General features: G+C 53.4%; 7 protein-coding genes. All 7 read right to left on the bottom strand.

Annotated elements, in window-relative coordinates; genetic code table 11:
• Nucleotides 1-93: 93 nt before the first annotated feature.
• The 7 genes from sov to tatA all read right to left on the bottom strand — a co-directional run bounded on the left by sov (nucleotide 94) and on the right by tatA (nucleotide 14,937).
• Nucleotides 94-7,572 (bottom strand): T9SS outer membrane translocon Sov/SprA, encoded by a 7,479-nt coding sequence (sov, locus tag ACW9KT_RS03300; protein WP_457077961.1) that lies wholly within the window; start codon nucleotides 7,570-7,572, stop codon nucleotides 94-96.
• Nucleotides 7,573-7,618: 46 nt separating this feature from the next.
• A complete protein-coding gene (gene ruvA / locus ACW9KT_RS03305) occupies nucleotides 7,619-8,224 on the bottom strand; it encodes a Holliday junction branch migration protein RuvA (protein WP_457077962.1) in 606 nt (201 codons plus the stop codon).
• Between the two features lie 176 nt (nucleotides 8,225-8,400).
• Nucleotides 8,401-10,671 carry an NADP-dependent malic enzyme gene (locus ACW9KT_RS03310; protein WP_457077963.1) on the bottom strand — a complete coding sequence of 757 codons (2,271 nt, stop codon included), beginning with the start codon at nucleotides 10,669-10,671 and terminating at the stop codon, nucleotides 8,401-8,403.
• A 166-nt stretch (nucleotides 10,672-10,837) separates the two neighbouring features.
• Nucleotides 10,838-12,859, bottom strand: a complete 2,022-nt coding sequence (locus ACW9KT_RS03315; protein ID WP_457077964.1) for a LysM peptidoglycan-binding domain-containing protein — start codon at nucleotides 12,857-12,859, stop codon at nucleotides 10,838-10,840.
• Entirely contained in the window at nucleotides 12,859-14,298 is a 1,440-nt protein-coding gene (gene gatA / locus ACW9KT_RS03320; RefSeq protein ID WP_457077965.1) for an Asp-tRNA(Asn)/Glu-tRNA(Gln) amidotransferase subunit GatA, read from the bottom strand. The genes ACW9KT_RS03315 and gatA overlap by 1 nt, the downstream gene beginning before the upstream one ends.
• Before the next feature lie 18 nt (nucleotides 14,299-14,316).
• Nucleotides 14,317-14,706: a Sec-independent protein translocase subunit TatA/TatB gene (locus ACW9KT_RS03325; protein ID WP_457077966.1), complete on the bottom strand. Its 390-nt coding sequence runs from the start codon at nucleotides 14,704-14,706 to the stop codon at nucleotides 14,317-14,319.
• Nucleotides 14,707-14,715: 9 nt separating this feature from the next.
• On the bottom strand, nucleotides 14,716-14,937 hold the full coding sequence (gene tatA / locus ACW9KT_RS03330) for a twin-arginine translocase TatA/TatE family subunit (RefSeq protein WP_457077967.1): 222 nt from the start codon (nucleotides 14,935-14,937) through the stop codon (nucleotides 14,716-14,718).
• Between the last annotated feature and the right edge of the window lie 365 nt (nucleotides 14,938-15,302).

The raw sequence follows: 15,302 nt of genomic DNA on the forward strand, positions 1-15,302 counted from the left end.
AGCTAAATGGTTGAGTAGATAGCCTCTTGATTGTTGAACAAATTAATCGAGCATTCAGCTAGCTAATTATCAAACACTTACTTGCTCAACTACTTATTGCCCCAAGCTGTAGCGCAATTGCACGCCGCCTTCTGTAGAAGACGTTTTGAAGGCATTGTTTACGCGCGGGTCCGAGATGTTGCGAGTGAAGAAGAACTGTAGATTCAGGCGCTGGTTGAGTACATAATCTACCGTGGGCCGCAGCTGTACCTGCCGGTTACCGTTAGTAGTCAAGCTTACCGCACGGCCTACGCTTGGCTCCGGACTATCACCCGGATCCACTACATCCAGAATTGTACGCTGAATAGTGGTGTTGTCGCGGATGGAAAGGTCGAGGCGGGCGGTCAGTTCATTGTTCAGGACGCGCTGATTGTTGCCGGAGCCGAAAGGCAGCTTGAGTCCATTGGTGACGTAACCAAAACCAATAACTAGTTCCTGAGTGTACAACTCCGTAACCTGAGCATTGGTCGTATTCAAACCGATATCGCGCTCCGTGCGGAGTTCCAATCTGCCTGTTACCTTTTCCAGCGTCTGAAAGTCAACCCCAATCAGTGGGCTCAACCGTTCGGCAATGCTCACTTGCCCGATTACGTAGTACGGAATAAACCTGCCTTGAGCGTTAATTTCTGTCGACAAGTTACTAGCCTCCTTAGGCTTTGTCTGGTATTGGCTGGCCGTATTGTAGCCCCCCACGTTATACACCGAAGCGTACGCGTGCCGCAGGGTAATAGAACGGAAATAACGTTTTACCAAGGTTAGCTCAGCTAGCCCATTATAGTCGATGCGCCAGTTTGGAATCGGTACTTTGAGGAAAGGGTTAAACTTCTGACCTGAGTCATTTTTCGACGACTTGCCCCGATAAGCATCCAGGAAAGCTGGCAGTAATACATCCTGGGAGTTATACCCGTAGCTACCAATTGGATTCGGATTAACTGCTGTCTGAGCAGCGTTCAGTCGTTCGAAAACGTTCTGACGATTCTCTACAAAGCGGTTAAAGGACTTTGATATGGTGCCATTAGCTTCTCGGTCGCCGAATAAGGTTTGCACCGTAATGATGGACATACTAAAGGACCCTGTTCCCAAGCGCCGAATTGGAGCTAAGTCACCCGTGAGGTTGCCGTTAGCATCCCGCGTAGGTAGCAATAACTCCTCATCCACTAATAGCCGGTAGAAAACGTCTTCATTCTCTACCTGCTGACGACGCGCATCTAAACGAATATTAAAGTCGCGGAAAGGCTCCAGCGTAGTTTGCAGGGTTAGATTTTTGGTCAACAGGGAGCTGAGCGGCGTGTTCAGGAGGTCGCTACGCTGGGTGTACCAGCCACGGCTCGCCGCCCGGGTATACAAATCGTCAAGCTCGTACTGCCTGCCCAGTAGGAAGGGCACGCCGGGCGCATTGAAGTCGCTGTTTAAACCAAAGAACTGCGTACGGGGCAAGTAGCCAGGTAGCAACGTACCGTTACTAAGTGTGTAAGTAAAGTTGATGGAACGAGCCGTCATCAGAGACCGGAGCACGGCCTTTAGGAACCGCAGCTCTGGCCCTTTGGTCGAGTCGGTGGCAGCCGGTGGAGGCGCGCCAGCAGCCTGGGGGGCATTTGGGGTACCAACGCGGGGTCCGGGCGGGGGCGCATTGTTGATAATGTTGAGGAAGCGCACTTTGTTGTAGAGCTTCACCAAGTCGATACGGCCGTTGGCGCTGAAGGCACCGTTGTTCTGGATAGTGTTACCCAAGTTAAGCTCCTCAGTGGTAGGATCGTCTAAATCAGACGGATTTACTGGCGCGCGTAGGGCCGTTGAGGCAGCTTGCCAAGTGTAGTTGGCTTCGTAGCGCGTGTCGGCAGTCAGCCAGTCGGTGAGCGGAAACTTGTCAAGCGGCAGGCGGTATGTGAGGGCAACCGTTTGGTTGAAGTTGGTGGTGCGGCCACCACGCTCGAACAAATTGCGGCGCAACAGCTCGCGGTTGCGCTTTGCCTCCGGGCTGCTGCCCAGCGTACGACCCGGATCTTCGTCAATCACGCCACGGTTAGTAGCCGTGTAGTCCAAGATTAAGCTTTTGGTCAAGTCCCACTTCAAATCATAAATCCGATTGAAGAAGAAGCTTTTCAGGAATACGCCCGGAATGCCGGCCGTAGTTGGTACCTGGCCGGGTTCCTGAGTCCGCTGTAAGAACCGCTCGTTGTAGCGTCGGTCGAGGTCGGCACGGAAGGCGAAGCGGCTAGGAGTAGGGGTGAAGTTCAACTCCTGGAAGATCTTCAGGTAAGGCGAATCAAAAGCTTTGACGTTAGCCAAAGGCGTGTAATTGCGGGGTGTAGTCTGATATACATAAGCCAGAGCACCCGTGTAGGTACGCGTATAGTCGCGGTCAGTCACAATGTCCGTGTGCCGGCGCTCGGTGAAGGCGTAGCTCAGCGCTAGGTTCTCGATGTCGTACGGCTGCACCTTGCGCTCGGTGTCCGTGCGCTCCTTGCGCACATTTAGCAAGCTAATACTGCGGCTGGAGGTCTGGTCAATTACCTCCTTGCGGTAGTCAGCCCGCTCCTCCGCACTCTCAAACTTTTGCAACGACTGGGTGAGCTCCGTATCCGGGTCAAGCGGGTCGTACTTGGGTACCCGACTTTCGGTGCCCGCCTGCAGTAGCACGGGTACTCGTAAACCCAGCTTTTCGGGGAAAAACTTATCGGCAGCAATGGTAGCGTTCAAGTCACCACGGCTGATGTTGTCGAAGGAGCGTTGATTTACCTTGTCCTGCAAGCCACCAAATCCAACCGATGTGAAGCTACCGGTTGCCGTGATGTTGGCTAAGTCAGCTAGCTTAGTATTGAAGCGGGCCGTAGCCGCGTAGCCCGATTCGCGGTCGAAATCAAATACCCGAAACTCATCGGCCCACAAGCATACCGATTTAGGCACGTTGTCGTCGGTAGGATTGAATATCCCAATCATGGCGCCTTGCACGGCGCTAAAGTCGGGGTTGCCTACAATCGTAATCTGAGCCTCAACGCCGTTCTGCCCGATCACCGTTTTGATATAGGGTATGTTGAACGCTATATTATTAGCATTACGCTCTGCCTTGGCATCAATGAATTGCTGCAAGGAGATTTGCACTTCATTCTCAATGGGCCAAATATCACGCTGCGCGTTGGAGCCGGGCCGCGTCATTTTCAGCGGTATAGAGTACTCGTAGTAGTTCTGAGTATAGTCGGTGCCAATGCGAATAAAGCCGCGCACTTGGTTGTCCTGAATGCCCTGATCCTGACTCTCGGCGTGCAAAAACAAGCGCAGCTGCTTGTAGCGCAGCATGTTGATGCTAATGTTTTTATAAGCAGCCTTACCATAGCCATCGCGCAAGCCTTCCACGCACAAGCGAAGCGACTGCTCATTCTGCTGGCGGTTTACGGTGCTGGAGCCATACTCCCGGTCACGCTGAATGCCGGGGGGCAAAACGTAGGGAATCTTGTCGGGGCCGGCCACTGCTGGGCCGTTTTCTTCCAGGCTTACTGTCGAAACGTCGAAGTTGTCAGCGTCTTCTCTGGTGTTAATATTGGGGCGGCCTGGCTCAGCAATGGTGGTCAGGAAGCGGCGCCACTGATTGGCTACAAACTGCAGTTGCACCAAGCGCAGCACTGCCGGCTGTTGCCACTGGGTCATGTACATACGCACAAAGCGAATGGATTTGAACCCAAAAGGCGTCCCATCCGGTGTGCCTCGCACCGCCGAATACTGACGCACTGGTATCCGAAACTGGTACCAGGTCACGTCATTTTTGGTAATCTTATCAATCACGTAGTTCTGCCCGACTGCTATCTGTCCCGGCCGCAGACGAAGCTCATACTCATAGTAGCGCTCTAGGTCGGAAATAACGTTGTCGCGGTTCAGGTCTTCCTTATCGGGGAACGCCGTGGAGCTTTGCTGACTGTCACCGTTGGAGTTGCCCTCCATACCGTTGAAGTTCTTGTAGCGCCCCAAGATTTTTACGTCGCGGCCCTCAGAGTTATAATAGCCGTCGAGGTGATGGCGGAACCTATCAGCCGATGGGTCATCAAACTGTGAGTAGACTCCCTGAAAGAAGGCTCTTTCGTCGGAATCATTCAAGCCATCAAGGCCAATGTCCTGCAGTGCCCGTCCGCCCGGTGCCGAGCTGAAGGCGTCGGTAATGAACTGTTGCCGCGTGATATTGCCCCAAATGCCACGTTCAGCATCCTGTGGCGTAATGCTGGCGCCGTCGGGCAGGCCATTCTCAAACTGGTGCCGCCCGTCCTTGAGCACATCCTCCGAGACCGAACCCAGGTTGATGTAAAGCTCACCACCAGTCGTGTTGTTCTGGGGGGCATTTTCGGAGTCGTTGATCTGACCATTGGGCCCGGCAATGAAGGGATCCATCAGCCAGAACTCAAGGTATTCGACGTTGGCGTTGTCGAAGTCGGTATCGAAGGTGATTTCTCGGCTAACGCCGCCGTAGCGCGCTGCATTGGCCGCCGGCGCCTGGTTGGCAAACTTGCGCCCGTCCGTGGCCGATACCTCCGGCGTGTAATTGTACTGACCCCGCTCACCGGGGAAATAAGCCATGTCGAAGCTAAACTCGAAGCTGTTGCCGGTGGCGCCCAGGTCGCGGTTAGGGAAAATCTCGCTCCGCTCAATACCCCGGGTGTAGTGATTGCTTAGGCTAGGGTCGCTACTGGAAATATTAGATGGCTTGCTCTGACCATTGGTATAATAAGTCTGGTCGATAGTATACCAAGCCAGCTTGGCGCGCCGATACGCCGATGACAAGCCATTAGGGTTGGCCCCCAGCAGGGGCAAAGGCGTAGACGACAAACGCCAGGCCGTAACTGCATTCAGGCCACCCAGCGAGTAAGGTGTGCGAGCCGTTTCGAAGTCGTCGATATACGAAACTCCGTTTTCGCCCCGGCCTAGCTTGGTCTGGCCGGGTACTAGTCGGGCAAACTCGCCGCTAAATGCCACCGACGAAGGTTCCTTGGTCGAAATCAGCGGCAGCATATCCAGGTACTTGGTCAATACCCGCGAGTCGCGCCGCATGTTTACGTCAAGGCCGTAGATGGTATTATTGCCGGGCTCGTCGCCAATGCTCACCCGGTTGATGCCTGGGGCCTGGTTTTCGCGCAAATGCAGGACCGTGGCGCCAAAGTTTATGTCTTGGTTTAGCCGGTAGTCAAAGCGGGCACCCACCAAGCGGCGCGGCTGTATCTGCACTACCGCGTCTTTCTCAAACTCTACCCGCAACTCATTGGCCGAGTTCAGGTAACTAGGGTTGAGAATTTTAACCTTAGCCTGATCATAGAAAACCTGATAGTCGCGACCTTCCTCCAGCAGGGTACTACCCGAGCGCACCCGCACCGAACCTGGCGCTACCCGAATACCCGGCAGGGCAATTTCATCGGTAGCCGTAGCCTGAAAACGCCCCCTGAGAAAGAATTTATCCTTTACCTGTACCTGTTGAGCATCGCTTTGCACCTGGGTGTACAGTTCGTTGTATACATACTTCTCAACTAGCTCCGTCTCGGTCGGGGTAAACTGAGTTTGCAAATAGCCGCCAAAGGGCTCTATTACCGGGAAGATGATTTTGCCGAGCTCTGGGTCAATGGTTATACCAGGGAAGAAGTCAAAGTTGCCGTCGGGGTTGCGGTCGTTATTGGGGTTTACGTTATCGAGGTTAAGCACCTCCACCAGCGGCCGGTTGGCAATGCGTTCTCCCTCCTTCAAGGAAATCAAGTCGACGCCCGTTTGGTCGTCTTTGTAGACTATTTGTAACTGAAAATTGTCGCGGTTGAGCTGGCTGGCGTTGAGTGGATAGATGTTTTTCATCATCAAATCCCAAGTTGGCAAGTTACCCGAGCGCAGATTCTCGTTTAGTGGATTTACCGATGGCTCCAGTGTCGGACTCTGAAGGAAGCGGGACGAAACCAAGCCCACACCGGGGTTAGTCGCCTTCAGCATTTTCAGGAAAATCACTTGATCTTGGCGCACGTTGGCATAGTCATCTACCAGCTCTCCGACCTTATATACTTCGCCATTGTATATGTACTCATACGACACACCCAGCACCTGCTCGGGCAGCAGGGCCGTGTTCAGACTCAGATAACCTAGCTGAGCATTGAAGGTGTATTCCCGTGGGTCAAGCTTACGGGCTCGCACCCGCTCATAGTCCACTGTTCTTTCCAAGCCAAGTCCCGTGGGGCTGGTCAGAAATCCTTCAACGGTTGTTTCATTGCGGGCCTCAGCACCCCTATTCAGTAGAGCAGCAAATTCAGGGTTTGCATTGTTGCTAGCGACGGCTCGTGCGTTGGACCCTTGAAATTGGGACCGATAGACGCGCGTGGGCTCAGCCAAGTCCATCAAGGTCAATACATTGCGCAGATTGTCTGTAGTGCGGTTGTCGTTGGTTACATACACCTCCAGGCGGCGTATCTCTATGCCCGACTGCACCGTGGGCAGGTTGCGCAGGGCCGCATCGTAGCGCTCCCGGAAGAAATGCGACAGAAAGAAGTGACGGTCGCGCTCGTATTGGCTGGCTTTTATCTCGAATAGCCGGCTCTGAGCTCCGTTCTGAACTCTTACCTCGTCGGCGGTACCACGTAGTGTACTGGCTACGGCCGTAATGCCCAGGCGGCCAAACTGCAGCTGAGTCTTAATACCGAACAAATTTTGCCCCCCCTGCACCAAGGAGTTATTCAGCGGCAGGCTTACGTTGCCCAGCTCCACCTTGCGGATGATATCGGTTTCGTAGCCCGTATAGTCGAGCTTCATGTTATTCTCGAAATCGAAGGCCGCTTTGGTGTCGTAATTGAAAGTGAGCCGCATCTTCTCGCCGATCTGCCCCGTCACATTCAGGTTCAGGTTCTGATCGTACTCAAAGTCGCCAACGCGCTGCTGCCGCAGGGTGAGTGTAGGGTTGCGGTTGCGGTTAAAGCGCGCGCCAGCGCGTAGCGTTACCGCGCCCTGAGGCTTGATATCGACAAAGCTGCCGCCAAAGATGCGATCGGCTATAGGCCCCAGATAAATACGCGGAATCAAGCGCCGCGAGCCGGTTACACTTTCCCCATCCAAGCCGGCTGAGCGAGTCCGGAAGTAGTCGCGTACGGCTTGTTGCTGCTGATAGCGGGAGTACTCCTCGAAGCTTACTCGGGTAGGGTCGCGAAAGTCAAGCTCAGACCCTACTTTTTCCTCTACGTCAAAGTTTTTCAGGCTGTCATCAGGCGTCACCTGCTGCTTGATGTTGTTCGGCAGCTTGAGCAGCAAGGGCGACTGACGCCGCTGGGGCGAAAGCGGTGAGCCGATGCGATCCTGGGGGGCAATTTTGGGCCGTCGGCTCGACCGATAAATACTCGTGTCGGGCAGAATAGTACGCGGGGTATCGGGCACCATAGCCAAAGCCGAATGGCTAGGCGCGGGCAGCCAACTCCAGAGCTGACGGAGAGCAAAAGGGGATGCTCCGGTAGGTTCAGCCTGCGACAACCAAGTCAGCAATGTTGCGACAACGACTACAGAGGCGGCGAGAGAATTCTTACCGTAGGTCAAGGGAGACTAAGAAAGACAGGCGGGTGAGCAGCCGGGAAGAGTAAACCTAATTCGACTTCAAGGCAAATTTAATCAATTCCTCCACGCTCAGGTCATTACCGTGACGGTGCTGAATGGTCTCCAGCGTTTTTTCGGCCGCCGACCTGGCAAATCCTAGCGTGACTAGAGCGGCTAACGCTTCACTGCGGTTGGTATTGTGCGCCCGTGCCAGGGGTACCGTATCTATACCTGCTTTGGCCAATAATTCGTCCTTGCGGAGCTTGTCTTTTAGCTCCAGAACTACCCGCTGAGCGGTTTTTGGGCCTACTCCCTTAATGCTTTGAATGGAGCGCACATCCTCCTGAATAATGGCCTGCCGAATGGCTCCCACCCCCATACTCGACACCATCACGATGCCCGTTCCAGGCCCAATACCTGACACCGAAATAAGTAGCATAAACAGCACTTTTTCGTTCGGGTCAAGAAAGCCATAAAGCGCTTGTCCGTCCTCTTTAATATGCTGATAGGTGTATATTTTGGCCTTTTCGCCTTCGGCCGGCAATTTGGAATACGTAGCCAAGGAAATTCTTACTTCATACCCAACGCCATTGATGTCCATAATGGCCAAAGCTGGGTCTTTGTAAGCAAGAGTACCGTCGAGGTAAGCAATCATAGCAAAAAATTGTAGGAATGAATGAGTGTTGATGAGGCCTATTAAGTCTTTATCAACACTCAAACAGTGGCTTAATGTCTCTTCAAAAACAAATTATTTTAGCTAATAACCAATTTTATTAGCAGCCAATATTCATTTAAGAATCAACTGCCTGACATCTATAGTGAAACCAGTTTTTATAGGGGCTTATTGTAAGTCTGGGCATCGACTACGGCAATGGCCGACATATTCACAATCTCGCGCACAGAGGCCCCAAGCTGGAGTACGTGCACTGGCTTGCGCATCCCCATCAGGATAGGGCCAATCACTTCAGCGCCGCCAATTTCCTGAAGCACTTTGTAAGCGATGTTGCCTGAAACTACATTGGGGAAAATCAATGTGTTAGCACCATGCTCAGCTAGTTCTGAGAAGGGATAATGCTCCCGTAGCAACTGGGTGTTCAATGCGGTGTTGGCTTGCATCTCTCCATCCAGAATTAAGTCTGGATAGCGCTTCTTCGCTAGTTCCGTAGCACGACGAGCCTTGCCGGGCAGTTCACCAGTGTTAGAACCGAAGTTGGAATAGCTGAGCACGGCAATGCGCGGCTCCGCGTCGAAGAAGCGCACGGCCCGGGCTGTCAGTCCAATAATATCCACCATTTCCTCGGCCGTTGGGTCGATGTTTACGGTAGTATCGGCAAAGAAGTACGGGCCTTTGCGATGTTGTATGATATACATACCAGCCACCCGCTGCACACCATCTTCTACCCCAATCACCTGCAAAGCTGGCGTGATGGATTGACCATAATCCTTAGTCAAGCCGGTGATGAACGCATCGGCCTGCCCGGTTTCGAGCATCATAGCGCCGTAGTAATTACGTTCGCGCATTAGACGGCGGCCCTCGTAAAGGGTAATGCCGCGGCGCTTGCGCTTCTGATACAACAGCTCCGCAAACTCAGCCCGCTGATCGTTTTCCTCCAGAATGTCGATGATTTTACAACCCTCCAGATCTAAACTGTTAGTACGGGCGATATCATCGATTTTTTTACGATTGCCGAGCAAGATTGGGAACGCAATGCCTTCGTCGTGCAGAATCTGCGCGGCTTTGAGCACCTTATAGGTATCAGCCTCCGCAAATACCACGCGCTTAGGATTGGAGCGAGCGGCGCTGGTGATGCGGTTCATCAGCTTCTGATTCACCCCCAGGCGGGCCCGCAAGTCGTCTTCGTAGGACTGCCAATCGGTGATGGACTGACGAGCGCTACCGCTTTCCATGGCAGCCCGCGCGACGGCCGGCGAAATGGTCGTAATCAGACGTGGATCAAGGGGCTTAGGAATCAAATATGTACGGCCAAAAGCTAACGTGTTGTCGCCATAGGCCTTGTTTACCATGTCGGGCACGGGCTCCTTGGCTAGCTCGGCCAGCGCCTGAACGGCTGCCAGCTTCATAGCCTCGTTTATTTCCGTGGCCCGCACGTCCAGCGCACCCCGGAAGATATAGGGGAAGCCCAATACGTTGTTGACCTGATTAGGATGGTCGGAGCGACCGGTAGCCATAATCAAATCAGGTCGGGTAGCCATGGCTACATCGTACTCAATCTCAGGGTTCGGATTGGCCAGAGCAAAGACAATAGGATTGTCAGCCATGCGCAGCAGCAACTCAGGCGGCAGCACGTTGGCCGCCGAAAGACCCAGAAATACGTCGGCGCCTTCCAAGGCCTCGGCCAGCGTAGTCACCGGGCGCTGGGTGGCAAACTGCATCTGCAGGTCGGCCAAATCGGTCCGCTCTGGATTGATAACGCCTTTAATATCAAACACTACGACGTTCTCTAGCTTGAGGCCTAGGGCCAGATAAAGCCGCATACAGGATATAGCAGCGGCTCCGGCGCCGCTTACGACCAGCTTAATCTCCGTTATTTTCTTGCCTACTACTTCCAGCGCGTTCAGCAGCGCGGCCGACGAAATAATAGCCGTGCCGTGCTGGTCGTCGTGCATGAGGGGAATGTTCATTTTCTCCCTTAGCTCGGTTTCGATGCGAAAGCATTCCGGCGCCTTGATATCTTCTAGATTGATGCCCCCGAACGTAGGCTCCAACGACTTCACGATGCGAATAAACTCGTCGGGGTCGGTGGCGTCAATCTCAATATCGAAGCAGTCGATGCCCGCAAACTTCTTGAACAGTACGCCTTTTCCTTCCATTACCGGCTTCGAGGCATCGGGGCCGATATTGCCCAGCCCAAGTACGGCCGTACCATTGGAAATCACGCCTACCAGGTTGCCTTTCGCGGTGTATTTGTATACATCCTCTTTGTTCGCTGCAATAGCTAAGCAAGGTTCCGCAACTCCAGGCGAATAAGCTAAGGCCAAGTCCAGTTGGGTACTAAGGGGCTTGGTGGGTACTACTTCAATCTTGCCAGCGGGGGTACGGGAGTGGTAATCGAGGGCTTCCTGTTTGTTAATTTTCAGCATTGCCAAAAAGGGTAGGTGAGTGGCGTCGGGCGGAACAACCAATAAGCAAGTTGGGGCGAATTTGCTCCGAATCAAAGTTGAGCTAAGCTAACTACAGTGAAAAATGCCCCCCAGCGCATGGCCTGAGGGGCATTTTAAATGAGCAACACTTAAAAGATTATGGCCCTTATCGCGATACGATAAGCTGCTGTCCGGGCTTCACGGCATCCGACTGCAGGTTGTTGAGCTTGCGCAGCTGATCCACGGTAACTCCCTCGTAGCGGCGCGAGATATTATAAAGCGTATCTCCGGGCTGAACCAAATGCACTTTGCTTATAGCCCGAGGGCTGGGGGGCATTTTAGGGCTTGGCTTGGCTGCTGCCACCCGCGGAGCGGGCTCCTCGGCGGGCTGGGGGTCATTTTGAGCTAGCGCTTCGGCATCGGCTGGCGCATAAAGCACCAGTTTCTGACCTGGAGTCAATGTTATTGTTTTGAGCTCATTCCATGCCATTAGCTGGGCCACGCTTACGCCGTGAGTACGCGCCAGCTTCTCAAGAAAATCGCCCTTGCGTACCACGTACTCGGTAGGCAGACTATCCTGGGGCACTTCAACGGAAGCCACAAACGAGGTGCTAGTGTCAGTTTCCTGCACCGCTACAGCTTTCGCCGAATGTTGCTTAGCTGCGGGTGTAGCAGTAGTGGCTACGATAGGCTCCGCTGAGTCAGGCTCAGCAATGGCAACAGGCTTTTCTACTGCTTTGGCGGGAGTAGCTTTTGCTACAACTGGCACCGCCTTTACCCCATAGAGAGGCAACTTGTCAGGAACCATGAGACGGTTGGCGGCCACCATTGTCTTGTTGCTGGAAGCAGGCTTTTCAACTACTGGCACGAAGACCACCAGTTGCTGCTTGGACACCAAGGCTTTGCCGCGCTTAAGATTATTCCAGCGGGCAAGCTGCTCAGGAGTGACGTTGTAGCGCGAAGCAATGCTGGCCACGCTCTGCCCTGTGCGCACTGAGTGCATAATTTTACGCTGACGAGGCTCTGCCGGCGCTGACCTTGTAGTCGTGGCCGCTACCGCGTTAGATGTATACATCAGTCCAGGCAGTCCCGGCATACGGGGCATAAGCGGCGAGGGAGGCGGAATCGTAACCTTACAGAAATCCAGAAACAGGTTTCTGTCTTGGGCCGCTAGTTCCTGCCGCACCCGCACCGGGACTTTCAGCGAATAGTTGCGTAGAGCCGCTGGTATGTAGGATTGGCGCAACTCGGGGTTATGCCGCAGAATAGCCGCCGAATCGAGGCCAAACTGAGCCGAGAACTTGCGCAAATCCAAGGAGCGACCCGAAATTAGCAACGTATCCATCGGCTCCGGGTACTGATACCGCAGCGAATCAGAGTGGAGGTTGTGCTCACGCGCGTACTGCAAGGTGTAGAGCGTAGCCGTAAACGTGGGTACGTAATTGCGCGTTTCTTTAGGCAGATATTGATAAATCGTCCAGAAGTCACGCTTGCCGCCCGCTTTCGCAATAGCCTTGCGAATATTGCCCGAACCGTAGTTGTAGGCGGCTAGCACAAGTTCCCAATCGCCAAACATCCGGTACAAGTCGCGCAGGTACTTACAAGCCGCCTCCGTTGACTTCTCCGGGTCCATTCGCTCGTCTATGTAGTCGTTGCGCTGCAGCCGTAAGTCATTGGCCGTTGGGCCCATAAACTGCCACAAACCCAGCGCACCCACTCGCGACTTGGCCTGCGGTAACAAAGCCGATTCTACCACCGCCAGGTACTTAAGGTCTTGGGGTAAGTTGTACTTAGCCAGGTATTTCTCGAAGATGGGGAAATACAGATTCTGGCGTTCCAGGATGCGTTGCGTGTACGTCCGGTTGCGCACGGTGAAGTAGTCCACATAACTCATCACCGAGTTGTTAAAAAGATGAGGCACATCCGTTTCAAAACACCCGATACGGTCAGCCACCAGCTCGCGCATAATGGGGGGCTTTTGCAGCCACCTCAGCCTTGCCGTATCAATTTGCGGCGGTTCAATGAATACTAATGTATCGGGCAGCAGCTGAATAGACACCCGCGTGGTGTCGTCGTTGGCACGCTGAAGGTCCGGTTTCGGATTAGCGAGCGTTTGGGCCGCCACTGGGCGGGCAACAGCAAGGGTCAGCAGAAAAAGGACGGCAGCGCGCAACAACGATTTTTTCATCAGGGCAAAGCAGGTGTGAGCGATTCTGTAACAGATTTGGCAAATGCCAATAGGTGTTCTTCGCGGAACGCTCCGCTTAGAATTTGCAGCCCAATGGGCAAACTAGCTGCATCCTGCCCGGCTGGTACCGATACAGCCGGAACCCCGGCCAATGACGCCTGCACCGTGAAAATATCAGCTAAGTACAGGGCTAACGTATCTTTCTCGTTCTCACCAATCCGGAATGCCGTGGTCGGCGTGGTGGGAAGCACTAGAAAGTCATATTGGCGCAATAGCTCGTCGGTTTTCTCTTTAATAAGGCGCCGGACGCGCTGCGCTTTGGTATAATAGGCGTCGTAATAGTCAGCTGATAACACAAAGGTCCCCAGCAAGATACGCCGTTGTACCTCAGGGCCAAAGCCTTGCGACCTGGTTTTTTTATACAGTGACTCCAAATCCGTTGCGTCGGGCGCCCTATAACCAAACTTTACACCATCGTAACGGCTGAGGTTAGAGCTGGCCTCGGCCGTGGTCAGAATGTAGTAAGAGGGAACAATAAAGTCGAGGTAAGGAAAGTCAACGGGCTCTACTACATGGCCTTGACCACGCAATACATCAAGGGCCGCTTCTGTTGCCGCCTTTATCTCGGGGTTCAAACCGGGGCGCTCCAAGCAGTCGCGGATGTAGCCGATGCGCACGTGGGGCGCCGGCGTAAGTAGCTCACTGTACGCGGGCACAGGTTTCTGGCTTACCGTACTATCAAAGTTGTCAGGGCCTGCCATTACTTCCAATAGCAGTGCCGCATCGTCCACGGAACGGGTGAGCGTGCCGATTTGATCGAAGGAAGACGCATAGGCAACTAACCCATAGCGCGAGATGCGGGAGTAAGTCGGCTTAAAACCAATAACGCCACAGAATGCTGCCGGCTGCCGCACCGAGCCACCTGTATCAGAGCCAATAGAAGCTAAGCACAAATCGGCCTGCACAGCCACCGCCGAGCCACCCGAAGATCCACCAGGCACCCGGTCAGGGTCAATGGCGTTGCGGGCAGGACCGAAATAGGACGACTCATTGGAGGCGCCCATGGCAAACTCGTCGCAGTTCTGTCGACCGATGAGAATCGCATCTTCATCGAGTAGGCGCTGAACTGCCGTACCGGTATAAAGAGACTTAAACCCATCGAGGATGTGACTGCTGGATTGTAGCAAATGGTCTTTATAAGCCAGCACATCCTTCAACCCGATGACCATACCAGCCAACTTGCCCGCTGTGCCAGCGGCGAGTTTGGCATCCACGGCATCAGCCTGGGCTAAAGCTTCATCGGTGAATACTTCTAGAAAAGCGTTTAGATGGCTTTGCTGCTGAATATTATCTAGATAATACTCCACGAGCTGACGACAGGTGGTAGTGCCTGCCGTCAGCTCGTCGCGAACTTCGGTAAGTGAATTAAAGCGTCTCAAGGGATGAGGGCAATCAGATTAGTGTGACTGGTCGAGGCGGGGCCGCTCGGGCGCCGGCTGGGGGGCAATTCCACCGTCCATGGGCGGTGCAACGGTTGTTTCAGCTGCTGGCTCCACCGACGATACGGAGGTGACGGTAGGCTGATCTAAGTTTTGAGAAGCCGTCTCGTAGGTAGGAGCGGTATAAGCAGGAGCTTGCGATTGCGGTGTCTGATTTGGCAGGCCCGCCCGCTCAATTTCGCTCCGAATTTCACTGGAGGCGTCCTTAAACTCACGAATGCCTTTACCCAAGCCACGCGCTAGCTCAGGAATTTTATTGGCCCCGAAGAAGATCAGGATGACGACTAAAATCAACATGATTTCACCGCCGCCGAGGTCGCCCAAGAACAGAAGGAAGGGAGTGCTCATGACGTAAGCTTACAGGCGTGGTTGGGTCGGATCGTTGGGATTAACCGGACGATCCTGAAACTCTGGCTTGTCTTCCTTGGTAGCATCCTTAAACTCGCGGATACCTTTACCAAGACCTCTTGCCAATTCCGGGATCTTACGGGCGCCGAACAGCAGGATAATTACGAATAAGATCAGCAGAATTTCGGTCGTGCCGAAGTTGCCAATCAGAAAAAGCGAACCAAATGTCATAGTAGAGGGCGCTCAGGCCGTTTTGGAGGAACAAACCAAGTATACGCAAATCGATACGCGTCAGGATTGGTAAAGGTACCTGTTAATTTTAAAAGTTGTAGGGGTTAGCGCTTTCGGGCTTCAATTGCTGAGAGCTCTAAATTTTTTGCAAAACCTAAATCTAGTGCCCCTGTTTTTTCCGTAGTCAAACTTCACGTATCTTATAGTATAATATTTACCGCGCAAAATATTGGTTTCAACGACCAAAAGTGCTAGTTCATAGCCGAAGTGTAGTTACTTTGTAATAGTAAGAGAAGGGTTTTAGCTAACGTTATGCGTTAAGCTTGTCTCATTCCGATCTATAGTTTTTTGCCCTTGTCCATGCC

Source organism: Hymenobacter sp. HD11105 (assembly GCF_054051685.1).